This window comes from Solwaraspora sp. WMMD937 (assembly GCF_029581175.1).
GTDB lineage: Bacteria > Actinomycetota > Actinomycetes > Mycobacteriales > Micromonosporaceae > Micromonospora_E.
In genome coordinates, this window is the sequence record NZ_CP120738.1 from 3,528,291 (window position 1) to 3,551,229 (window position 22,939).

Annotated in this window: 21 protein-coding genes; 16 read left to right on the forward strand and 5 right to left on the reverse strand. The window is 72.0% G+C overall.

Annotated features, from left to right (window positions below; translation table 11 throughout):
* Positions 1-65: 65 nt before the first annotated feature.
* The 9 genes from O7621_RS15470 to O7621_RS15510 all read left to right on the forward strand — a co-directional run bounded on the left by O7621_RS15470 (position 66) and on the right by O7621_RS15510 (position 9,021).
* Positions 66-1,313, forward strand: a complete 1,248-nt coding sequence (locus O7621_RS15470) for a crosslink repair DNA glycosylase YcaQ family protein (RefSeq protein WP_282229928.1) — start codon at positions 66-68, stop codon at positions 1,311-1,313.
* A gap of 89 nt (positions 1,314-1,402) precedes the next feature.
* A complete protein-coding gene (locus tag O7621_RS15475; RefSeq protein ID WP_282229929.1) occupies positions 1,403-1,981 on the forward strand; it encodes a DUF2752 domain-containing protein in 579 nt (192 codons plus the stop codon).
* Between the two features lie 93 nt (positions 1,982-2,074).
* Complete coding sequence (thyX, locus tag O7621_RS15480; protein WP_282229930.1) at positions 2,075-2,830, forward strand: FAD-dependent thymidylate synthase; 756 nt, start codon at positions 2,075-2,077, stop codon at positions 2,828-2,830.
* Between the two features lie 60 nt (positions 2,831-2,890).
* Positions 2,891-3,814: a 4-hydroxy-tetrahydrodipicolinate synthase gene (gene dapA, locus O7621_RS15485; protein ID WP_282229931.1), complete on the forward strand. Its 924-nt coding sequence runs from the start codon at positions 2,891-2,893 to the stop codon at positions 3,812-3,814.
* Positions 3,811-5,499, forward strand: a complete 1,689-nt coding sequence (locus O7621_RS15490) for a ribonuclease J (RefSeq protein ID WP_278168003.1) — start codon at positions 3,811-3,813, stop codon at positions 5,497-5,499. Before dapA ends, O7621_RS15490 begins: the two co-directional genes overlap by 4 nt.
* A 92-nt stretch (positions 5,500-5,591) precedes the next feature.
* The gene (locus O7621_RS15495) at positions 5,592-6,509 is read left to right on the forward strand and encodes a helix-turn-helix transcriptional regulator (protein WP_282229932.1); all 918 of its coding nucleotides are present in this window, start codon (positions 5,592-5,594) and stop codon (positions 6,507-6,509) included.
* 90 nt (positions 6,510-6,599) lie between these two features.
* Complete coding sequence (locus tag O7621_RS15500; RefSeq protein WP_282229933.1) at positions 6,600-6,797, forward strand: DUF397 domain-containing protein; 198 nt, start codon at positions 6,600-6,602, stop codon at positions 6,795-6,797.
* Positions 6,798-6,974: 177 nt separating this feature from the next.
* Positions 6,975-8,558 (forward strand): S1 family peptidase, encoded by a 1,584-nt coding sequence (locus O7621_RS15505; protein ID WP_282229934.1) that lies wholly within the window; start codon positions 6,975-6,977, stop codon positions 8,556-8,558.
* A gap of 88 nt (positions 8,559-8,646) precedes the next feature.
* Positions 8,647-9,021: a DUF2784 domain-containing protein gene (locus O7621_RS15510; RefSeq protein WP_282229935.1), complete on the forward strand. Its 375-nt coding sequence runs from the start codon at positions 8,647-8,649 to the stop codon at positions 9,019-9,021.
* Here O7621_RS15510 and O7621_RS15515 read toward each other — a convergent pair.
* From O7621_RS15515 to O7621_RS15525, 3 genes are read right to left on the reverse strand one after another with little or no spacing between them, the layout of a single operon-like run.
* On the reverse strand, positions 8,978-10,552 hold the full coding sequence (locus O7621_RS15515; protein WP_282229936.1) for a YbjN domain-containing protein: 1,575 nt from the start codon (positions 10,550-10,552) through the stop codon (positions 8,978-8,980). The two genes, O7621_RS15510 and O7621_RS15515, sit on opposite strands and share 44 nt — an antisense overlap.
* Complete coding sequence (locus tag O7621_RS15520) at positions 10,549-12,375, reverse strand: HSP90 family protein (protein WP_282229937.1); 1,827 nt, start codon at positions 12,373-12,375, stop codon at positions 10,549-10,551. The genes O7621_RS15515 and O7621_RS15520 overlap by 4 nt, the downstream gene beginning before the upstream one ends.
* Positions 12,376-12,380: 5 nt before the next feature.
* Entirely contained in the window at positions 12,381-12,851 is a 471-nt protein-coding gene (locus O7621_RS15525; protein WP_282229938.1) for a YbjN domain-containing protein, read from the reverse strand.
* A gap of 236 nt (positions 12,852-13,087) precedes the next feature.
* On the opposite strand from O7621_RS15525, the gene O7621_RS15530 reads away from it, so the two are divergent.
* From O7621_RS15530 to O7621_RS15560, 7 genes are all read left to right on the forward strand, one after another.
* Positions 13,088-15,595 carry a DNA translocase FtsK gene (locus O7621_RS15530; protein ID WP_282229939.1) on the forward strand — a complete coding sequence of 836 codons (2,508 nt, stop codon included), beginning with the start codon at positions 13,088-13,090 and terminating at the stop codon, positions 15,593-15,595.
* 88 nt (positions 15,596-15,683) lie between these two features.
* Positions 15,684-17,204 carry a 30S ribosomal protein S12 methylthiotransferase RimO gene (gene rimO / locus O7621_RS15535; protein ID WP_282229940.1) on the forward strand — a complete coding sequence of 507 codons (1,521 nt, stop codon included), beginning with the start codon at positions 15,684-15,686 and terminating at the stop codon, positions 17,202-17,204.
* A 4-nt stretch (positions 17,205-17,208) separates the two neighbouring features.
* Positions 17,209-17,811, forward strand: coding sequence for a CDP-diacylglycerol--glycerol-3-phosphate 3-phosphatidyltransferase (pgsA, locus tag O7621_RS15540; protein WP_282229941.1), 603 nt, complete (start codon positions 17,209-17,211; stop codon positions 17,809-17,811).
* Between the two features lie 80 nt (positions 17,812-17,891).
* Positions 17,892-18,389, forward strand: a complete 498-nt coding sequence (locus O7621_RS15545) for a CinA family protein (RefSeq protein ID WP_278174422.1) — start codon at positions 17,892-17,894, stop codon at positions 18,387-18,389.
* Between the two features lie 166 nt (positions 18,390-18,555).
* Positions 18,556-19,068 carry a helix-turn-helix transcriptional regulator gene (locus O7621_RS15550; protein WP_282229942.1) on the forward strand — a complete coding sequence of 171 codons (513 nt, stop codon included), beginning with the start codon at positions 18,556-18,558 and terminating at the stop codon, positions 19,066-19,068.
* 232 nt (positions 19,069-19,300) lie between these two features.
* A complete protein-coding gene (locus O7621_RS15555; RefSeq protein ID WP_282229943.1) occupies positions 19,301-20,182 on the forward strand; it encodes a PspA/IM30 family protein in 882 nt (293 codons plus the stop codon).
* Positions 20,183-20,214: 32 nt separating this feature from the next.
* Positions 20,215-21,000: a hypothetical protein gene (locus tag O7621_RS15560; RefSeq protein ID WP_282229944.1), complete on the forward strand. Its 786-nt coding sequence runs from the start codon at positions 20,215-20,217 to the stop codon at positions 20,998-21,000.
* Here O7621_RS15560 and O7621_RS15565 read toward each other — a convergent pair.
* A complete protein-coding gene (locus O7621_RS15565; RefSeq protein ID WP_282229945.1) occupies positions 20,903-21,748 on the reverse strand; it encodes a DNA-formamidopyrimidine glycosylase family protein in 846 nt (281 codons plus the stop codon). The two genes, O7621_RS15560 and O7621_RS15565, sit on opposite strands and share 98 nt — an antisense overlap.
* A 123-nt stretch (positions 21,749-21,871) precedes the next feature.
* Positions 21,872-22,603, reverse strand: a complete 732-nt coding sequence (locus O7621_RS15570) for a DUF4142 domain-containing protein (RefSeq protein ID WP_282229946.1) — start codon at positions 22,601-22,603, stop codon at positions 21,872-21,874.
* Positions 22,604-22,939 lie beyond the last annotated feature (336 nt).

The window sequence follows — 22,939 nt, forward strand, 5'->3', positions numbered from 1 at the left end:
CGCCCGGCTGCCGGGTCCTCCGGTGCCGCCGTCAATGTCGTACCCGGGCGGTAACTTGCCTGGCGATGCCCTTACCAGACAGTCTCTCGATCGCCCAGGCCCGCCGGATCGCGCTCGCCGCTCAGGGCTTCACCGACCCCGTGCCGGTTGGGGTGGCGAACCGTCGGCACCTGCGCCGGGTGCTGGACCGGGTCGGCCTGATCCAGATCGACTCGGTCAACGTCCTACAGCGCGCCCACTACCTGCCGCTGTACAGCCGGCTCGGTCCGTACCCGACCGACCTGCTGGACCGGGCCGCCGGGCACGCCCCCCGGGAGCTGTTCGAGTACTGGGGCCACGAGGCGTCGTTGATCCCGGTCGATCTGCAGCCGGCGCTGCGCTGGCGGATGGCCCGCGCCCGCGACGACGCCTGGGGCGGCATCCGACGTATCGCCGTCGAACAGCCGGAGCTGGTCGACCGGGTGCTCGCCGAGGTTCGCGCGCGCGGCCCGGTGACCGCCGCGCAGCTCGAGCTGGACACGACACGGCCGAGCGGCAACTGGGGGTGGAACTGGTCGGCGGTCAAGACCGCCCTGGAGTACCTGTTCTGGGCCGGGGAGATCAGCTCCGCCGGGCGGACCAGCACCTTCGCCCGCCGCTACGACGTGCCGGAGCGGGTGCTGCCGCCCCGGGTTGTCGCCGCGCCGACGCCGACCGAGGCGCAGGCGCACCGGCAGCTGGTCGAGATCGCCGCCCGTTGCCTCGGCGTGGCCGCCGAGCCGGAGCTGCGTGACTACTTCCGGCTGTCGGCGGCGGCGGTCCGGCCGGTCGTCGCCGACCTGGTCGCCGACGGCATCCTGCGCCCGGTCCGGGTGCAGGGCTGGTCGCAGCCCGCCTACCTGCACCACCAGGCCCGGTTGCCGCGCTGGATTCGGGCCGCCACGCTGCTCAGCCCGTTCGATCCGGTGGTCTGGGAGCGGGCCCGCACCGAGCGGCTGTTCGGGCTGCGGTACCGGATCGAGATCTACGTGCCGGCCGCGCAGCGGGTGCACGGCTACTACGTACTGCCGTTTCTCGAAGGCGACCGGCTGACCGCGCTGGTCGACCTCAAGGCGGACCGGGCCGCCGGGGTGCTGCGGGTGCCGGCCGCCTGGCCGGTGCCGGGTGCCACCACCGATCCGGAGCAGACCGCGACTGCCCTGGCCGGCGAGCTGATCCGGCTGGCCGGCTGGCTCGGCCTGTCGCAGGTCGCGGCACCGGCCGCCGGCGACCTGGCCGGCCCGCTGACCCGGGCGTTGCCCGCCGCCGGTTCGCGCGGCGTGGCCGTTGGCTGACCGGGCGGGTGCGCGGCCTGGTCGTTGGCTGAGCCGGCGGGACCGGCCGGTGTACGGTGGGACGATCGGCATCAAGGGAGGCGTGACGGATGGCGGGTCCAGACGGCGTGGCGGTGCAACGGCCCGTCGGTGACGGTCCGACACCGCCCGGCGACGCCGGTCCCTACCCGGACGATCACTCGCACTATCACCAGCAGTACGCGTACCAGCCGCAAGCCCAACCGGACCGGTTCACCCGCCTGGTCAACCGGCTCTGGGTCCGATCGCCGCGCTGGCTGGCCCCGCTGGCGGTGCTCGGCTGTATCGGCGCGGCCGCCGGTTACACGGTGATCACCGATCCGACGACCAGCAACGCGGAGGCGGCGCCCAGCTGTCTGCTGAAGCTGACCACCGGGCTGGACTGCCCGGGCTGCGGCGGGACGCGGGCGGTCTGGTATCTGCTCAACGGTGATCTCGGCGCTGCCGCCCGGCACCACCTGCTGGTGGTCTTCGCCGTTCCGTTCCTGCTCTACGTCTACCTGGCCTGGGTCGGCCAGCAGCTGTTCCGCTGGCGGCTGCCGCAGCTGTCGCTCAGCCCGACGGCGGTCGGCTGGTCGCTGGGCGTCTGGCTGGCGTTCTCGGTGCTGCGCAACCTGCCGTGGGAGCCGTTCAGCTGGTTCTACGTCTGACCACTGCGGCCGCCCTGCGGGCGGCCGGTGGTCGGCCCGCCCGATGGACGCCGTGTTTGCCCGTGATACCGGCCGGCAACTAGAGTCCGAGAAATGCCGGAAATCGTGTCTCCGCAGGTCACGCTGATCGCCTGGACCCAGTTCCAGCCGCCCGCCGACGTCGACTGGTCAACCGACGCCGACGGCGGTCAGGCCCTGGCCGAGTTCGCCGGCCGGGCCTGCTACCAGTCGTGGCGCAAGCCCAACCCGGCGACCGCCACCAACGCCGGCTACCTGCGGCACATCCTGGACAGCGGGCACCTGTCGGTGCTGGAGCATGGCAGTGTCACCTTTTACCTGACCGGGATCTCCCGGTCGCTGACCCATGAGCTGATCCGGCACCGGCACTTCTCCTACTCCCAGCTGTCCCAGCGGTACGTGCCGGAGCGCGACGCGGCCATGATCGAGCCGGCGGTGATCGCCGAGGATCCCGAGCTGCACCGGCAGTTCGTCGCCGCCGCCGAGGCGAGCGTGCGGGCCTACACCGAGCTGCTGGAGGGTCTGGAGAAGCGGTTCGTCGACGAACCCAACCCGACGCTGCGCCGTAAGCAGGCCCGCCAGGCGGCCCGGGCGGTGTTGCCGAACGCCACCGAGACCCGGATCGTGGTCACCGGCAACTACCGGGCGTGGCGGCACTTCATCGGGATGCGGGCCACCGAACATGCCGACGTGGAGATCCGCGACCTGGCGGTAGAGTGCCTGCGGCAGTTGCAGCGGGTGGCGCCGAGCGTCTTCGCCGACTTCGAGATCAGCCGGTTGCCGGACGGCAGCGAGGTCGCCGCGAGCCCGTACACCCGGCAGGGGGAGTAGGCCGCCGGCCCGCACCACCAGCGCTGAGAACGCGATGCGGCCGTCCGATAGGTTGTCCGTATGACGCAGCACCACCTAGCCGGTCCCGGGGCGGGGACACCGACCCCGTTCGGGCGACTCCTGACCGCCATGGTCACCCCGATGAACGACGACGGCTCGCTCGACCTCGACGGTGCCGCCCGGCTGGCCAGCTACCTGGTCGACGAGCAGGCCAACGACGCCCTGGTGATCAGTGGCACCACCGGCGAGTCGCCGACCACCACCGACGCCGAGAAGGAGCAGCTGCTCCGGGTCGTCATCGACGCGGTCGGGGACCGGGCCCGGGTGGTCGCCGGTGTCGGCACCAACGACACCCGGCACACGGTCGAGCTGGCGGTCGCCGCCGAAAAGGTCGGCGCGCACGGGCTGCTGGTGGTCGCGCCCTACTACAACAAGCCGCCGCAGGCCGGGGTGGTCCGGCACTTCACCGAGGTCGCCGACGCGACCGGGCTGCCGATGATGGCGTACGACATCCCGCACCGCACCGGCATCGCGATGAGCAGTGAGACCCTGGCGCGGCTCGGCGAGCACGAGCGGATCGTCGCGGTCAAGGACGCCAAGGGTGACCTGGCCGCCACCTCCTGGGTGACCGGCCGCACCGACCTGGCGTTCTACTGCGGCGACGACGCGCTCACCCTGCCGACGCTGGCGATCGGCGGCGTCGGGCTGGTCGGCACCTCGACCCACCTGACCGGTGCGTTGACCAAGCAGATGATCGAGGCGTACGTCGCCGGCGAGCACGCCGCCGCGCTGGCCCTGCACCGCCGATTGCTGCCGCTGTTCACCGGCATCTTCCGCAGCCCCGGCACGATCCTGGTCAAGGCGGCGCTCGGGGTGCTCGACCTGCCCGCCGGTCCGGTGCGCTCGCCACTGGTCGAGGCCACCGACGCCGAGCTGGACCAGCTGCGGGCCGACTGCGCCGACGCCGGACTGGAGCTGCCGTGAGCCAGGCACACGTGGAGTTGGACCTGCCGCCGCAGCTGCCGCCGGGCGGGCTGCGGGTGATCCCGCTGGGCGGTCTCGGCGCGATCGGTCGCAACATGACGGTATTCGAGTTCGACGGCAAACTGCTGGTGGTGGACTGCGGGGTGCTCTTCCCGGATGTGGAGCAGCCCGGCGTCGACCTGATCCTGCCGGACTTCGCCCCGATCCTGGACCGGCTCGCCGACGTCCAGGCGATCGTGCTGACCCACGGCCACGAGGACCACATCGGCGCGGTGCCGTACCTGCTCGCCCACAAACCGGACATTCCGTTGGTGGGCTCCCAGTTCACCCTGGCGCTGGTCGAGGCGAAGCTGGCCGAGCGGCGAATCGAGCCCTACACGTTGACCGTACGCGAGGGTCAGCGGGAGCGGATCGGGCCGTTCGAGTGCGAGTTCCTCGCGGTGAACCACTCGATCCCGGACGCGCTCGCGGTGGCGATCCGCACCCCGGCCGGCCTGGTGCTGCACACCGGTGACTTCAAGATGGACCAGCTGCCGCTGGACGGGCGGATCACCGATCTGGCCGGCTTCGCCCGGCTCGGTGCCGAAGGCGTCGACCTGCTGCTGTCCGACTCGACCAACGCCGAGACCCCCGGCTTCGTCACCCCGGAACGCGACATCGGGCCGGTACTCGACTCGATCTTCGGCAAGGCCACCGGCCGGATCATCGTGGCGAGCTTCGCCTCCCACGTGCACCGGGTGCAGCAGGTGATCGACTCGGCGTACGAGTACGACCGCAAGGTCGCGCTGATCGGCCGGTCGATGGTGCGCAACATGGGCATCGCCCGGGACCTCGGCCTGCTGCGGATCCCGGCCGGCCTGGTGGTCGGGCTGGACGAGGCGACGGCACTGCCGCCGGACCGGATCGTGCTGATGTCCACCGGGTCGCAGGGCGAGCCGATGAGCGCGTTGGGCCGGATGGCGACCGGTGACCACCGGCACATCACCGTCGCGCCCGGCGACACCGTGGTGCTGGCCAGTTCGCTGGTGCCGGGCAACGAGACCTCGGTCTACCGGGTGATCAACCAGCTGGCCCGGGCCGGGGCGACCGTGATCCACAAGGAGACCGCCAAGGTGCACGTCTCCGGTCACGCGCCGGCGGGGGAGTTGCTCTACCTGCTCAACGTGGTGCGGCCGAGCAACCTGCTGCCGGTGCACGGCGAGTGGCGGCACCTGCGGGCGCACGCCCGGCTCGGCATCGAGTCCGGTCTCGACCCGCAGCGGGTGGTGCTCTGCGAGGACGGCGACGTCGTCGATCTGGTGGACGGGCACGCCACCCTGGTCGGGCACGTCAAGAGCCGGTACGTCTACGTCGACGGTCTCGCGGTCGGCGACGTCGGCGAGTCGCTGCTGACCGAGCGGCGGATCCTCGGCGACGGCGGGTTCATCGCGGCGACCGTGGTGGTCGACTCCGTGACCGGCAAGGTGGTCGGTGGGCCGACCGTGTCGGCGAAGGGATTCTCCGAGGATCCGGAGGCGTTCAACGCGGTCGTCCCGTTGATCACCGAGGCGTTGGGTCGGGCCGCCGCCGACGGCATCACCGATCCGCACCAGCTGCAGCAGGTGGTCCGGCGGATCGTCGGCCGCTGGGTCAACGACGCGTACCGCCGCCGGCCGATGATCGTACCGACCGTGGTGGAGGTTTGAAGACGTCCTGAGGCCCGCCGGGGCTGACCGGGAGGCCGGCCGACGGGCATACTGGTCGGACAGGTACCCACTGTCGTGACGAGAAGGCTGGCGTGCCAGGCGATTCCGGGTCCGGCGAGTCCCCTGCGGCGGCGCGGCGCAGGCTCCGACTCGCCTTGCGTCGCGCCCGGGAGTCGGCCGGGCTGACTCAGGGCAAGGTGGCGGACGCCCTCGACTGGTCGGTCTCCAAGGTCAACCGAATCGAGAAGGGCAGCGTCTCGGTCTCGACCACCGATCTGCGGGCGTTGTTGGAGCTGTACGGTGTGGTGGACGCCGACCGGGCCGAGCGGCTGCTGCGCGACGCCCGTACCTCCCGGTTGCGGGGCTGGTGGGACGAGCCGCGCTACCGGGAGCACCTGACTCCGGCGATGCTGCAACTGCTGCAGTTGGAGAGCGAGGCCAGCGCCATCCGGGTGTTCCAGCCGACGTTGATCCCGGGGATGCTGCAGACCCGCGAGTACGGCGAGTTCGTGTTGAACTTCTGGCGTAGCGAGCTGCCGGAGGCCGACCGAGCGCTGCGGCTCGAGGCCCGGTTGCGTCGTCGTGACCAGGTGCTGGACCGACCCGATCCGCCGGAGTTCCACCTGGTGCTGGACGAGTCGGTGCTGTGGCGCACGATCGGCGGGCCGCGGGTGATGGCCGGGCAGTTCGCCGCCCTGCTACGGGTCGCGCGGCGACCGAACGTGCGGGTGCGGATCGTGCCGTTCGCCGACGCGGCGATCATGGCGATGCTGGCACCGTTCACGTTGCTCGACTTCGGTGACGAAGAGAACGCGCTGCTCTACCGCGAGGGCATACTGCTGGACGAGATCGTCCACGCGGCGCAGCGGATCGGACGGCACCGCGACTACTTCGCGCACATCTGGGACTCGGCCCACGACGAGGCGGCCTCGGCCCGGTTGATCACCGAGCGGACGGCGGCATTGACCGCCGAGCTGCCGGTCGCGCAGGCCCCGTCCGTCGGTGGGTGAGCTCCGGTCGCGTATCGGCCGGGCCAGCTGCAGCGTTACAACAGGCAAATGCCGAATAATCGGCATAAAGCCTGAATCGGAGAAAAAGCTATGATGCGGACATATCGCGGCTGGTGGCGGAGCAGCCGGTGCGACACCAACGCGTGCCTCGAAGCCACCGTGACCGCCTCCGGCGACGTGGCGCTGCGCGACTCGGCCGAGCCGGACGGGCCCTGGCTGGACGTCGACCGGCAGCAGTGGCGACGGTTCCTGCGCGGGGTCAACCGAGGCGACTTCGCCGGCCGGTAGGAGGCGGGTGGAGGCCGCCTCCCACCGACTCGGCCAAGGGTTCCTACGCGGCCCGGCCCCGGGGCGGTTCACCAACCCGGCTGTGACATTCGGCATCCGTACGGGTCGATCCATCGACCGGCGTCCTCCGTACCACCTGCCGGCGTCCATTCGACGCCAGCCGCAGAGGAGGTACGGATGCGACGCCGACGGATCGTCACCGCCGGAATCACCGTGGCCACGGTCGGGCTGCTCGCCGCAGTGACCCTGCCGGCCGTTGCCGGCGACGACCCGACCGACGGCGACCCCGGCACCGCCACCGGCCAGCCGGCCGGCACCGACGACCAGCCGGCCGCCGCGCACGACGACCTCGTCGCCGCGCTGCGTCGCGACCTCGGCGTCAGCGCGGCGGACGCCCGGACCCGGCTGGCCACCGAACGCTGGGCCACCCGTACCGTCGACGTTCTGCGGGCCGACCTCGACGCGGCGTACGCGGGCGCGTGGATAAGCCGCGACGGCGCCGACCTCGTCGTCGCGGTGACCGATCCCGCACAGCTGGACCGGGTCCGCGCCGCCGGTGCCGAGGCCCGCCTGGTGGCCCGCAGCCAGCAGCAGTTGACCGGCGTGAAGGAGAGCCTGGACCGGGTGGGCGACGCCGCCAGCCCCGACCTGGCCGGCTGGTACGTCGACCTGACCGACAACACCGTGGTGCTGCTCGCCCGGCCCGGAGCCCAGCCCGCTGCCCTGGACTTCGCCGCCGCCGCCGGAGTGCCGGCCGACGCGGTCCGGGTGGACGCCTCCGACGAGGCGCCGGTGCCGCTGTTCGACGTACGCGGCGGCGACCCGTACTTCATCGGTGCCGGTGGACGGTGCTCGGTCGGCTTCTCCGTAATCGGCGGCTTCGTCACCGCCGGGCACTGCGGCCGCCCCGGCGACACCACCACCGGGTTCAACCGGCAGGCGCAGGGCGTGTTCCAGGCGTCGTCGTTCCCCGGCGACGACTGGGCGTTCGTCGCGGTCGACGACGACTGGACGCCGCAGCCGGTGGTCAACGACTTCAACGGCAACAACCTGCCGGTCGCCGGCAGCGTGGAAGCGCCGGTCGGGGCCAGCATCTGCCGCTCCGGGTCGACCACCGGGACCCGGTGCGGCGTGATCCGGGCCAAGGACGTCACGGTCAACTACCCGGAGGGCGCGGTCAGCGGGCTGACCCGTACCGACGTCTGCGCCGAACCCGGCGACTCCGGCGGTGCCTGGCTCTCCGGCGACCAGGCGCAGGGCGTCACCTCGGGCGGCTCCGGCGACTGCCGCACCGGTGGCGTCACATTCTTCCAGCCGCTGGCCGAGATCCTGCAGGTCAACAACCTGACCCTGGTCACCACCGAGGACGGTGCGACCCCGCCGAGCGGCGTGCCGACCGCCGTACCGACGGTCGCGCCGACCCAGCCGGCGGACCCGCCGCAGAGTCCCTGCGCCGACCACCCGGTGCTGCGTGACGGCGAGCTGAACCGGGTCGGTAGCCGGCAGACCCAGCCCGACGGAAGGTTCTTCCGGGCCGGTGCCGGCCGGCACAGCGCCTGCCTGCAGGCACCGGCCGGCGCGGCCTTCCGGCTTGCGCTGCAACGCTTCACCGCCGACGGCTGGCGTACGGTCGCCCGGGGCGACCGCGCCGGTGCCACGGTGACCCGGTTGAGTTTCTCCGGACCCGCCGGTGCCTACCGGTACCGGGTGCAGTCCGGTCAAGGCGTGGGTGGCTACCTCCTCGGGTTCTCGGTGAACTGACCGCCCACACCCACGTCCCGCCGTTGAGTACGCGTACCCTGTCGGGCCGCTACCCGGCGCTCGTAGCCTGACCTGCGGGGAGGTCACCATGGGCTACGAGCTGCTGACCGTCGTCATCCTGACGGCACACTTCGGGTTCCTCGCCTACCTGGCGGTCGGCGGGTTCCTGGCCTGGCGGTGGCCGCGGACGATCTGGCTGCATCTGACCGCGGCGGGCTGGGGAGTGCTGGTGGTGGCGGCGAACCTGAGCTGCCCGCTCACCGTCGCCGAGCACTGGTCCCGCCGCCGGGCCGGCCAGGTCGGCTTCGACGAAGGGTTCGTCGAGCGCTACCTGACCGGGGTGATCTACCCCGACCAGTACGCCTGGGCGGCCCGGCTGGTGCTCGCCACGGTCGTCGTGGTCAGCTGGGCCGGGATGCTCAGGGCAGTTCGGCGACGGCGTCGGCGAACTGCGCCCCGGTGATCACCGCCGCGTTCACCAGCGCGGCGAGCTGCGCCCCGCTGACCCCGTACGCCAGGTCGGTGCTCACGTCGCCGGCCAGGATCAGCTCGCCGGACCCGGTGTCGTGCACATAGGCCTTCGGCAGCAGCCGGTCGTGGTTCCACGAGTTGCAGAACCGGTACGCCTCGGCCAGCCGGTCCGCCGGCAGCCGCCGGTCGGCCAGCACCCGGCTGTGCAGCACCCGCTGCTGCTCGCCGAGCCGCTCGAAGTGGATTACCGCGTGCCCCCACTTGCCGCCGACCACCCCGTTGTCGTCGACGAAGTACCGGTCGCCGCGTTCGTTGAGCGCCGCCGTGATGCCCTCCAGGGTCAACGGCGAGACCACGTCCGGGGTGCCGCCCGCCGGCGGTACGCCGACCTCGCCGCCGGCGGGCGGCGGCTGATCGGCCGGCAGCTCGACGGCGTCGGTCAGCGGCTCGGCGGCCAGCCAGTCGGCGATCCGCCGCGACTGGTGGTCGGTGCCGTTGCGGGCGTCGAACCGGCCCGCCAGCTCGGCGGCGGTGGCGGCCAGCTGCGCGCCGAGCGTGGCCACCGGCAGGTCAGCGGCCGGCCGGTCGCCGTACTCCGGCCGGTGGATCGTCTCGTCGCCGTGGCCGGCGGCGGCCGCGAGCCGGCAGACCAGGGCACCAGCAGCGGCGAACTCCATCGCCGAGGACTCGTCGTACGGCCGGTCGAGCCACTCCAGATGCTCGGCGAGGATCGCCAGGCCACGCTGGTGCTGACTGACCAACGCGCAGAACCGCAGATGCTCGGCCAGGTACGGGAAGGCATCACGTTCGTGCCGGTGCCGCCGGTACGCCCGCACGTGCGCCTGCGCCGCGTCGGCGTACCGGTCCAACCGCAGGTACGGCAGGATCACCGCGACCAGCGCCTTCTCCGGCTGCTCGGTGCAGCCGACCGCACCGCTGAGCACCGGTTCGACGATCGTCAGCGCCGCCTCCCACTCACCCCAGCCGGCAAGCAGCTCGGCCTGGCGGGACGGGTCGCAGCCGGCGCAGTCGCTGTTCTCGTCCCGTGGGGCCGTGCGCCACCGGTCCAGCCACTGCCGGGCCTGAGCCTGGTCGCCGACATGGTCGGCGATCTTGCAGCGCAGGTTGTACACCGCCTGCAGACTCTGCCCACTGGCGGTGAACCGGCGCTCCATGTCGTCCAGCGCGGCCCGGGTCTGCGCCAGACCCACCCGGGGCGTGCCGCGCAGCGTGGCGACCGCCCACTTGTGGTACCAGCGCAGCAGTTCGGCGTCCCACGGCTCGAACAACTCCGGATAACGGTCGAAGGTGCTCAGACACCAGCCGAACGCCGGCAGCATCCGCCAGCGTTCGGTGTGGTGGTTGTACGTCTCGATCAGCGCCATCCGCGCGTCGAAGCCGATCCGTGCCTGCCCGGCCGCGTCGGCGTGCGCGGCGATCCGTTCCAGCTCAGCGATCTTGCCGTCTCCGTCAGGCAGGTCGGTGGCCTCGTCCAGCGCCTGGACCAGCTCCTCGGCGGTCACGGTGTCTCCTCGGTGGGGGTGCCCGGCCCGGCGGCCGGATCGGTGAAGGCCCGGTCCAGCAGGGCCAGGAAGGACCGGTTGAGCGCGGCGCTGTCCACCGCCCGCAACGGATGGTGACCGGCGAGCAGCGCCTGACCGTACAGCGCCTCGACGGCGTTGCGCAGCGCCGCTCCCGCCGGTTGCCCGGCGAGCCGGCGGATCAGCGGGTGCCGCCAGTTGAAGACCAGCTCCGGACGGTGGTCGACGTCGACCTCGGCGAACGCGGACAGCACCTCCGACCACAGCTCGTCGGAGCCGGCCACCGCACGGCGCACACTGTCCTGCTCGCGGGCGGCCTGGCCGAGGACGTACAGGGCCGGCACCGTGACCGGGTCGAACTGCCGCAGCTGCGGTACGCAGTCCAGCTCGGCCAGCACCGTGCGGGCGGTGGACAGGAAGGTCTCCGCCACCGCCAGCTGCCCCGGCGAGAGGGTCTCCAACCGGGCGGCCAGCTCGCCGGGGTCCAGCCGGCGGGTGCGGATCGCCGGGTCCAGCCGGGGCAGGCGCTGCAGGATCTCCGCGTCGTAGGCGTAGCCGGCGTTGACGATCGGCGTACCGGCGGCGGACGCGATCGCGGCCAGTGACCGGAACTCGTCGACCGTCTCCACGTACCGGATCATCGCCAGATGCTGGCGGAACAGCCGCAGCGGCATCATCCCCCGGCTGGTCTCGAACGGCAGCCACGAGTCGACCAGCCGCAGCATCTCGTCGTCGCGGACGGCGAGCGCCTTGACCCCGAGGTGGTGCACCCGCAGAAAAGCGGCGAGCCGTTCCGGCTGGCTTACCGACAGCTCAAGCAGCCAGCTGCGGATCTGCTCGCCGAGCCCGTCGCGGACCGCACCGAGCAGGTCGTCCTCGTAGAGCGCCTCGCGGCTGGCGGTGGGGCGCAGCATCGAGGTGTCGACCACACAGCGGACGAAGAACGCCCACTCAGGCAGCAGTTTGCTGGCGTCGTCGCTGAGCAGCATCCGTTTCAGGTAGACCCGGTGCCCGCCCTGGCCGACCGTCGACGCCGACGGCAGCACGAAGCCGACGCCGACCAGCCCGGCTTCCGGCAACCGCAGGTCGATCACGTCCATCGGTCGGGCACCGAGCAGCGTCGCGCCGTAGTCCAGCAGCGCCTCCCGGCGGGCCGCCGGGTCGGCGTGGACCACCTCCCACGGGGCCTGTGGCTCCGTCAGCCGGACCGGCTCGCCTGCGGGCGGGCAGAACAGCACCGGGACGTCCAGCAGCCGGGCGTAGTCGCCGACCAGGTCACGGACCTGGTCGGCGGCCAGCCAGTGCCCGGCGTCGGCGCGGGGACGCAGCGTGACGGTGGTGCCGACCGGTCCGCGTGCGGCGTCGTCGACCTCGGTGGTGTAGCGCCCGTCGGCGTACCCGATCCAGCGTACCGCCGGTCCGCCCCGGGCCGACCGGGTCACCACCTCGACGGTGTCGGCGACCATGAAGCACGACAGCAGGCCGATGCCGAACTGGCCGAGGAAGTCCTGCCGGGCGAAGCCCAGGTCGTCCCGCTTGGAGGTACGCCCGACGCTGGCCAGGAAGGTGTGTACCTGCGGTTCGGTCAGGCCGATGCCATCGTCGTGCACCCGCAGGCCACCGTCGGCGGTGGGCTCGATCCGGACGGTACCGCCGGCCCAGTCGGGCTCGGCCTCGCGCCGGGCGGTGATCGCGTCGGTAGCGTTCTGCACCAGCTCGCGGGCGAACACCCTAGGGCTGGCGTACAGGTGGTGGCTGAGCAGGTCGACGATGCCGCGCAGGTCGACCTGGAAACGGCGTTCCATCCGGGTCAGCCCGCCAACTCGGCGACGGCGTCGCAGACCTGGCAGCCGGTGGCGATCCCGCAGTCGAGCAGGTGGTCGAGCTGCGGTGAGCTGACTCCACGTTCCAACGCGGTGATCAGCTCCCCGCAGACCCGGGCGGTGCCGTCGTCGTCAACGTGGACGAAGGCCTTGGGCCACAGCCGGTCGTGGTTCCACTCGTTGCAGAAGGCGTACAGCGCGGGCACGTCGTCCACGGTGAACAGGGTCGACGCGATGGTCCGGACCCGCAGCACCTCGCCGTTGGGTCCGAGCCGGGAGAACACGATCAGGTTGTCGTTCCACCGGCCGATCAGGTCGCCGTCGGAGTCGGCCTGGAAGTGGTAGCCGCGCGCGGTGAGGGTCTCGGCGATCATCGCGGTGGTCAGCGGCCGCAGCACCTGCATCGCACCACCGCCGGAGGGCGCGTCGGGCAGGTCGTCTGGGTCCGGCGGGGGCATACGGTGGTCCTTTCGGTACGGCACGTCGGACGGCGGGCCTCGCGCTCCGGTCGGGAGCCGGCGCGCGGACGGGCCGGCGATGTCCGGACGGGGGTCCGGCGATGGACGGCGTCGTCGTGGCCCGGGGGACAGTAGGGGCCGTTCGGAATGGTGGCACAGCCGCGCCGCCCCGCGTGGTTCGGACACGACCCGGAAAAGCGAGGGTTTGTATGCCGGCGGGGTTACCGTGGGACCCTATGGCCGGCCGAACCTCCCAGGCGAATCGGCGGCGCGGCGGGTCGACCAGCCGCGGCGCCGCGACCGGCCGTGTCCGGACCCCGGCCCGCAAGCGCCCGACGGCCCGGCGGCGCCCGGCCCGCAACTCGCCTGCAGTCCTGGTCGGTCGCGCGGTCGGCGCCACCTGGATGGGGTTGGCGCACGGCGTCGGCTGGGCGGTGCGTACCGCCGGTCGCCGGGCGGCCACTGCGCGCGAGCTGAGCCCGGAGCACCGGCGTGACGGTGCCGGGCTGTTCGTACTCGGCCTGGCCATCCTCACCTCGATGGCGATCTGGTTCGGCGCGGCCGGTCCGTTCGGGGTCCGCGTCGCGGACATGATGCGGCTGTTCGTCGGCGCGATCGCGGTCGCCGTGCCGTTGCTGCTGCTGATCGGCGCGGTCCGGCTGATGCGTGACCCACCGGAGGAGCCGGAACCCCGGGGCCGCGGGCTGGTCGGCTGGTCGGCGATGCTGGTCGCCACGGCGGGGCTGCTGCACATCGGCCAACGCCCCGACGACGACCTGCAGCGTGACTACGCTGGCGGGCTGATCGGGCTCGGCGTCGGCACGGTACTGGAGCGCACGGTCAGCTACTGGGTCGGCGTACCGTTGCTGATCCTGCTGCTGATCTTCGGTCTGCTGGTCGTCACCGCCACGCCGATCAATCGAATTCCCGAGCGGCTCGGGCTGCTCGCCGGGGTCGTGACCGGGCGAGGGCCGGAGTCCGATCCGACCTCGGCCGACGCCGACACCGCTGACGACGAGACCGCTGGCGACGAGCGGGCCCGCCGCCGACCGCCGCGCCGCCGGCAGGCCAGCCGGACGGCCGACGCCCCGCCGGCACCGTCGGCCGGTGACGACGGTGCCCCGGCCGAGCCGCTCGATCTGCAGGAGACGATGGAGCTGCCGCGCCGCCCGGCGGCGAAGGTGCCGACCACCCGCACCCCGCCGGAGCCGCCGGAGCACTCCCCGACCCCGACCCGCGCCGAGCAGCTGGCAATCACCGGGCTGTCCGGGGATTATCGCCTGCCGCCGGCCAAACTGCTGCGGACCGGGCCGCCGGCGAAGACCCGCAGCAAGGCCAACGACGAGGTGATCGCCGCGCTGCAGGGGGTGTTCGAGCAGTTCGACGTCGACGCGGCGGTCACCGGGTTCACCCGTGGCCCGACGGTGACCCGCTACGAGGTGGAGCTCGGCCACGGGGTCAAGGTGGAGCGGATCACCCAGCTCTCCCGCAACATCGCGTACGCGGTGAAGTCACCGGACGTGCGGATCCTCAGCCCGATCCCGGGCAAGAGCGCGGTCGGCGTGGAGATTCCGAACACCGACCGGGAGGACGTGTCGCTCGGTGACGTGCTGCGCTCCCGGGCCGCCAGCGCCGACCACCACCCGATGCTGGTGGCGCTCGGCAAGGACATCGAGGGCGGCTTCGTGGTGGCCAACCTGGCGAAGATGCCGCACATCCTGATCGCCGGGGCGACCGGCGCCGGCAAGTCGTCCTGCCTGAACTCGCTGCTCATCTCGATCCTCAGCCGGGCCACCCCGGACGAGGTACGGCTGCTGCTGATCGACCCCAAACGGGTCGAGATGACCGGGTACGAAGGCATCCCGCACCTGGTGACCCCGATCGTGACCAACCCCAAGAAGGCGGCCGAGTCGCTGGAGTGGGTGGTACGCGAGATGGACATGCGCTACGACGACCTGGCCGCGAACGGCGTCCGGCACATCGACGACTACAACCGCAAGGTACGGGCCGGGGAGATCACCGCTCCCCCCGGCAGCGAGCGGGAGATCCGGCCGTACCCGTACCTGCTGGTGATCGTCGACGAGCTGGCCGACCTGATGATGGTCGCCCCCCGGGACGTGGAGGACTCGGTCGTCCGGATCACCCAGCTCGCCCGGGCCGCCGGCATCCACCTGGTGCTGGCCACCCAGCGGCCGTCGGTGGACGTGGTGACCGGCCTCATCAAGGCGAACGTGCCGTCCCGGCTGGCCTTCGCCACGTCGTCGCTGTCCGATTCGCGGGTCATCCTGGACCAGCCGGGCGCCGAGAAGCTGATCGGCCGGGGCGACGGCCTGTTCCTGCCGATGGGGGCGTCGAAACCGCTGCGCATCCAGGGTGCCTGGGTCAGTGAGAAGGAGATTGACGAGATCGTCGCCTTCTGCAAGAAGCAGCGCGAGCCGGAATTCCGCCCCGACGTGCTCACCACCGCCCAGGAGAACAAGAAGAAGATCGACGAGGACGTCGGTGACGACCTCGACCTGCTGGTCCAGGCGATCGAGCTGGTGGTGACCTCGCAGTTCGGGTCGACCTCGATGCTGCAGCGCAAACTGCGGGTCGGGTTCGCCAAAGCGGGCCGGTTGATGGATCTGATGGAGACCCGGGGCATCGTCGGGCCGTCCGAGGGTTCCAAGGCACGCGACGTGCTGGTCAAGCCGGACGAGCTGGAGGACGCGCTGGCGAGTCTGCGGGCCGTCGAGGCGGGCTGACCGCACTGGTCCGGTCGGCTGACCGGTCGGATCGTCCGGCACCGCGCCGCCCGGCCGCCGTACGCCAATGGCCCGGTACCCTCGTCAGGTGTCTGCTTTTCCCCCGCCTCCCGCCCAACCGTCCGGCCGGCGCGTCGCCCTGCTCACCCTGGGGTGCGCCCGCAACGAGGTCGACTCGGAGGAGTTGGCCGCCCGGCTGGACGCCGACGGCTGGCAGGTGACCACCGACTCCGACGGTGCCGACGTGGTGCTCGTCAACACCTGCGGCTTCGTCGAGAAAGCCAAGCAGGACTCGGTGCAGACGCTGCTCGACGCCGCGGACGGCGGGGCCAAGGTGGTGGCTGCCGGCTGCATGGCCGAACGGTACGGCCGGGAGCTCGCCGAGCACCTGCCGGAGGCGCAGGCCGTCCTCGGGTTCGACGACTACCCGGATATCTCCGGCCGGCTGCGGGCGGTGCTGGCCGGCGAGCAGCTGCCCGCGCACGCGCCCCGGGACCGCCGCACGATGCTGCCGTTGACCCCGGTTTCCCGGCAGCGCTCCGGTGTCGTCGTGCCCGGTCACGCGACGGTCGACGAGCACACCCCCGCGCACCTTCGCGCGGTCCTGCGGCGTCGGCTGGCCAGCGGCCCGGTGGCGTCGCTGAAACTGGCCAGCGGCTGTGACCGCCGGTGCGCCTTCTGCGCCATCCCGGCGTTCCGGGGAGCGTTCGTCTCCCGCGTTCCCGAGGAGCTGCTGGCCGAGGCCGAGTGGCTGGCCGGCACCGGAGTTCGGGAACTTGTGCTGGTGAGCGAGAACTCGACCTCGTACGGCAAGGACCTGGGGGATCCGCGACTGCTGGAGAAGCTGCTGCCACAGCTGGCCGCCGTCGACGGCATCGTCCGGGTGCGGGTCAGCTACCTGCAGCCGGCCGAGACCCGTCCGGGCCTGATCGAGACGATCGCCACCACGGCCGGCGTGGCACCGTACTTCGACCTGTCCTTCCAACACTCCAGTGAGCCGGTGCTGCGCCGGATGCGGCGCTTTGGCTCCACCGGGCGGTTCCTCGACCTGCTGGCCTCGGCCCGGTCGCTGGCGCCGCAGGCCGGCGCGCGAAGCAACTTCATCGTCGGGTTCCCCGGCGAGACCCGGTCGGACGTCGACGAACTGGTCCGGTTCCTGTCTGCGGCCCGGTTGGACGCGATCGGGGTGTTCGACTACAGCGACGAGGACGGCACCGAGGCCGCCGGTCTGCCCGACAAGGTACGGGCCGCCACGGTGAAGCGGCGCTATGACCGGATCTGTGCGCTGGCCGACGAGTTGTGCGCGCAGCGGGCCGAGGAACGGGTCGGCACGACGGTGGAGGTGCTGGTCGACAGCGTCGACGACGGGCTGGTGGAGGGTCGGGCCGCGCACCAGGCACCGGAGGTGGACGGTTCGACGACGTTGGTGGCCGGCGCTGCCGGCGCTGCCGGCGCCACCGGAGCCGGGGTCGACCTCGCCACGCTGCGCCCCGGCGACCTGGTCCGGGCGACGGTGACCGGGACCGAAGGGGTCGACCTGGTGGCAGTGCCGGGTGACGTGCTCTCGTCCGGTACGGCCGACCGGCCGATCTCCACCGCGGTCAGGTGAGCCGATGACCGAGCCGGGTGCCTCCGCCGGTCCGCGTACCGCCGTCGCTGCGGTGCCGGTGGTCAACGCGGCCAACGCGCTCACCGGGCTACGCATGGTGCTGGTGCCGGTCTTCGTGGTGTTCGTGGTTCTCTCCGAGATGACCCATCCGGGCTGGCGGATCGCCGCCTGCCTGACGTTCGTCGTCGCGTCGGCGACCGACCTGATCGACGGCTGGATCGCCCGCCGGTACGCCTTGGTGACGTCGTTCGGCAAGGTCGCGGACCCGATCGCCGACAAGGCGCTGACCGGCACCGCGCTGGTACTGCTGTCCTGGTACGACCTGGTGCCCTGGTGGGTGACCGGGCTGATCCTGGTGCGTGAGTGGGGGATCACGCTGATCCGGTTCTGGGTGCTGCGGCACGGGGTGATCGCGGCGAGCCGGGGCGGCAAGGCGAAGACGGCACTGCAGATCACGGCGATCGTCTGGTACCTGCTGCCGCTGCCGTCGGTGCTCGCCGCAGTCGCTCCGTGGATCATGGCGGCCGCGCTGCTGGTCACCGTGGCGACCGGGCTGGACTACCTGGTCCGCGCGCTGCGGCTGCGCCGTACCGGGCCGGACCGGTGACCTCGGCCGGGTCGGACCGGGTGCCTCCGGCCGGCGCGTCAGCGGGCGGGCGGCCGGCGCCGGACGGTGGCGATCTCGGCATGGGGCGGTCGGCCAGCGGTAGCCCGGCGGCGGCGGTCGTGCACGCCCTGGCCGAGCGGGGCGAGACGCTGGCGGTCGTCGAGTCGCTCACTGGTGGCTTGCTGGCGTCCGCCCTGGTCGAGGTCGCCGGGGCGAGCCTGGTCTTCCGCGGTGGGCTGGTCGTGTACGCCACCGACCTGAAGCGCACCCTGGCCGGCGTGCCGGAGCGGTTGCTCGCCGACCGCGGACCGGTCGACCCGGACGTCGCGGTCGCCATGGCCCGTGGTGCCCGGGTCCGGTGCGCCGCCGAGTGGGCGCTGGCGACCACCGGGGTGGCCGGCCCACAGCCGCAGGGCGGCAAGCCGGTCGGGCGAGTCTACGTTGCCCTGGCCGGTCCGGCTGGCGTGCATCAGGTCCGGCGGTTGGACCTCGGCGGCGGTCGGGATGCGGTACGCAGGTCGAGCGTGACCGCTGCCCTGCGGCTGCTGACGACGCAACTACACGCCACGCGGCCCTGAGCGGGGGACACCCGGGACGCCGAGCGGATATAACTGACATCTGACTCTGATCGCCCTGTCGGGCCCGATTCGTGCTCTCGGGTGGGGTGTCGATCGGGTGGCGAACGGATAAGGTTGCGGGAAGCCTCCGGCACTCGCCGGCCGGTCCCGGACAGGGGGAGGTGCGATGGTCCTGCTACGCCGCGTTATCGGTGACGCGCTGCGTGCCCGCCGGCAGGGTCAGCGCCGGACTCTGCGCGAGGTTTCCACCGCCGCGAACGTCAGCCTCGGCTACCTCTCCGAGATCGAGCGCGGCCAGAAGGAAGCCTCGAGTGAGCTGCTCGCTGCGATCTGCGACGCCTTGGGTGCCCAGCTGTCCGAGGTGCTGCGTGACGTGAGCCACACCGTCGCCGTCGCTGAGCAGCGGCAGGGCCTGCTGGTTCCGTTTCCCGAGCAGTCCCCGACGTCGTCCGAGCGGCCCCTGGAGGAGCGGCCGAGCCACAGCGAGGTTCTGCGCTCCGCCCCGGACGGCGCCGTCGGTACGACCGAGCGGGGCGACGCTTCGGCGCACCAGGTCGCCTCCGAGGGCGGGGTGACCGTCTCGGTCCGCAGCGACTCGCCGCTCAAGACGACGCTGCGGGCCTCCCGGCGGGTGCCGAACACCGGCGGTCGGGACCGTGACGTCGTCTGCGCCGCCTGAGCCGCGGCCGATCGAGCGGCAGCGGGCTGCCGGATCCTGGGCTCGCCACCGCTGGATCCGGGACACTAAGGTTGACCCTCAACCGGCCCACCCTGCCGGATCCCACCGATGGCGGCTTACGCGGTGGCGACGGCCTGGGACGATGGTAGGGGTGCCGGCGCACCGTACCGCCCGGGTCGGGCCGCCGTGACCGCCTGACCGTTCGCGCCGATAGTGAGGGGATACCGCAGAGATGGCGAACCCGTTCGTCAAGGGTTGGCGCTACCTGATGGCGCTGTTCGGCGCCAAGATAGATGAGCACGCCGACCCCAAGGTGCAGATCCAGCAGGCGATCGAGGACGCCCAGCGCCAGCACCAGGCACTGGTTCAGCAGGCCGCCGCGGTGATCGGCAACCAGCGACAGCTGGAAATGAAACTCTCCCGGCAGATGAGCGAGGTCGAGCGACTGCAGGGGATGGCCCGGCAGGCGCTGGTGCTGGCCGACAAGGCCCGCGCCGAGGGCGACGAGGCGGAGGCGAACAAGTACGAGCAGACCGCCCAGACTCTCGCCACCCAGTTGGTTGCCGGCGAGCAGTCGATGGAGGACCTCAAGACCCTGCATGACCAGTCGTTGGCCGCCGCTGCTCAGGCCCGTCAGGCGGTGGAGAACAATCAGATGATCCTGCAGCAGAAGCTGGCCGAGCGGACCAAGTTGCTGAGCCAGCTCGAGCAGGCCAAGATGCAGGAGACCGTGGCGTCGTCGCTGGAGTCGATGTCGGCGCTCGCCGCGCCGAAGAACACGCCGTCGCTCGACGAGGTGCGGGACAAGATCGAGCAGCGCTACGCCACCGCGATGGGCCGGGCCGAGCTGGCCGGCAACTCCGTCGAGGGGCGGATGCTCGAGGTGCAGAAGTCCACCCTCGACATGGCTGGTTCGTCGCGGCTCGACCAGATCCGGGCCAGCATGGCGGGAGAGAGGCTCGCCGGGGCACAGCCAGGGCCGGCGGTCGAGCAGACCCCGGCGGGTGCGGACAGCACGGCCGGCGCGGACGGCGCCAGTGTCGCCCGCCTTGACCAGCTCCGTGCCTCGATGGCGAAGGACAAGAACACCGGTGACGCCTCCGCCGCCGGCTGACCATCGGGCCAGGGGGGCGGGAAGGAGCAACGGTGGTGGATCCACGGACTCGCTACTTCCGCAGGCTGCGTCGCCTGCGTCGGGGTGCCCGCCGGTGGACCGTGCTTGCTGGCGGCTTCGGCGGCGCGGCGGCGGTGCTGCTGCCACACGCGGGGGTCAGCCCGGTCGACGCGGTATGGGCGGCGGCGGCCGGCGCCAGCACGGCGTTGGCCTTCTGGCGCTGGTCCGATCTGCGGGCGCTGACCGCGCAACCGCCGCCCCCCGCGCCGGATCCGGCCATCGCCGCCGAGCAGGCCCGGCTCAAGCTGGTCGCCACCGTCGAGCGGATTCCGCTCGGCCGGGCCGCCATCGGTGAGGTACGCCGACAGCAGGCGCTGCTGGCGTTGCGCGGAACGGCGGCGGCCGACATCTGGACCCGGCTGGACCGGGCCGCGCGTACCCTCGCCGGGCTGGCGCCGCAGTTGACCGGGCCGGGCGAGTCGGCGCAGCTCGAAGCTGCGGTGGCCGAGCAGTCGCTGCGCGACCTGGCGTACCGGGTGGCCAGCGTGGAAAAGGCGGTACGGCTGGCTCCGGCCGATGCCGGGCTGGCCGACTCGCATCGGGTGCTCGTCGAGCAACTGGAAGCCGGCACCGTCGCTTACGAAGGTCTCGTCGCGGCGGCCGCCAACTACGTCGCCGAGGACGGTCGTGCGGTCGGGCAGCACCCGTCGGTGAGCCGGCTCACCGAGGCCGGTGACCTGCTGCGGGGGGTTGCCGCCGGGCTGGCGGAGCTGCGCCAGCCACCAGACCCGGCTGGCACGTCGGGCACCAGTAGGTGACCCGCCCTACCGCCGGCTCGACGCGACGCACTGCCGTGCCGCAGCGGCGGCACGGCCGCCGCCAGCGGCCGTACACGTAGGTGGCCTCCCCAGGTAGGCCGGTGATGCTGCGGCTGGCCTGCCCCCGGTTGGCGACCAGCAGCCGGCGTGCCAGGTCGACGACGGCGGCCAGGTCCGGCACCTCGCGGACCGGTGTACCGGGGGCGACACCGCGCAGGAACAGCAACTCGCAGGCGTAGACGTTGCCGATCCCGGCGAGATTGCGTTGGTCGAGCAGCGCCTCGACGACAGGCGTCTCGGGTCGGGCGGCGAGCCGGCGGACCGCTTCGGCGGGGTCCCAGTCGGCACCGAGCAGATCCGGCCCCAGCCCGGCGGTGAGTTCCGGCTCCCGATCCGCCCTCACCAGGGCAAGTTCGTGCAGGTGGTAGCCGACGGCGCAAAACTCATCGGTGCGCAGTACCACACGGATCAGGTGTGCCGGCCGGGCCGCCCAGCGATGACCGACCCGGTAGATCCGCCAACTGCCGTCCATCCGTAGGTGCGAGTGCAGGGTGTACCGCCGGTCGTCGGGTGCCGCGAGCCGCAGCAGCAGGTGCTTGCCCCGGCTCACGCAGTCCAGCACCGTCCAGCCGGACAGGTCGGTGGTCGCGAGCCGGGGGATCCGGAAGTCGCTGCCGGTGAGCCGCCGGCCGGCCAGCACTTCGCGCAGCCGGTGGGCAGTGTTCCAGACGGTGTCGCCTTCAGGCACGACGACAATCCTGCCGCAGATCGCGACCGGGCGGGCCGGATAGCCGGCCGACTGCCTCAGGCCGGACAGCCGACTGCCCGGGCCAGATGTCTCCGGCCCGGGCAGTCAGGGTGACGATAACTCTCAGTACCGTCGTCGGAAGACGGCGAAGGTGGCGGCGGTGCCCAACGCCAGCGCGCCGATCAGCACCACCCAGATCGCTGTCGAGTTGACACCGTTGTTGATCTCCGCGTTGGCCTGGACCGCAGCGAGGAGGCTGTCGTCCGGCGGCGCCGGCAGAGGAACCGGGGGAAGTTCGCCGTACCGCACCAGACCGGTGCTCTCCAGCAGTGACATGTGGGTCTGGACGAAGCCGTTGGCGTCCTGCGCAAGCTGCCGGACGACGTCGTTACGGGTACTCGCCCGGATCGCACCGATGACCGGGAAGATGTTGCCGTGGGCGGCGCGGAGCCGCTCGACGAAGATCCGGTCGAACCGGGCACCCTCCGCGACCTTCATCTCGTCGACCCAGCCCTGCTGGGTGGGGGTCGGGTCGGTGGGCAGCTCCACGCCGAGCTCGTTCGCCGCTTCGACCACCAACAGGTCGAGCTCGATGTGCTGGTCGGCGATCTCGGCGCCGACCTCGCGGACCCTCTGCGTGCTGCCCTTCTCTGCGGCCAGCACACCAGCCGGGATCTCCCACAGTCCGGCGAGCCGGACGCCGTTGAGCAACTGGATGTCGGTGGCGGCGAGCTGGGTCGCTCCAGAGGGCTGCGCGAGCGCGACGCCAGGCAGTGCGAGCAGCCCGGCGACGAGACCCACCAGGACTGCTGCCAACCGGCGCGGGGTGTGTGCCGCAGATCGTGCCCGGGCCATAGTGTCTCAACCTCCGAGTGGGGTCGACAGAGCGGTTGATGATCGATCAGAACGTTAGGTCGAATACGGCCCGCGCGTCAATGCCGCTGGCTCGAAATCCGCAGAAAAAAGAAGCATTTAATCGTTTCCTGTGGCTAATCTGACTCAACTCGTCGGCATCGGCCGTTCGGCTGATGTCCCCGGTTCAACATCGCGGCCGAGGGGTTGTTCACCCAGTGCGAATCTGGCCGATTGACATCACGTGGCGGGAGTGCGGTTTGTGGCGTCGCGGTAACAGGGTGCCGACACCGTAGCAGAATGTCGGCCCATTCCTGACCCGGCGGATCACTGGAATCG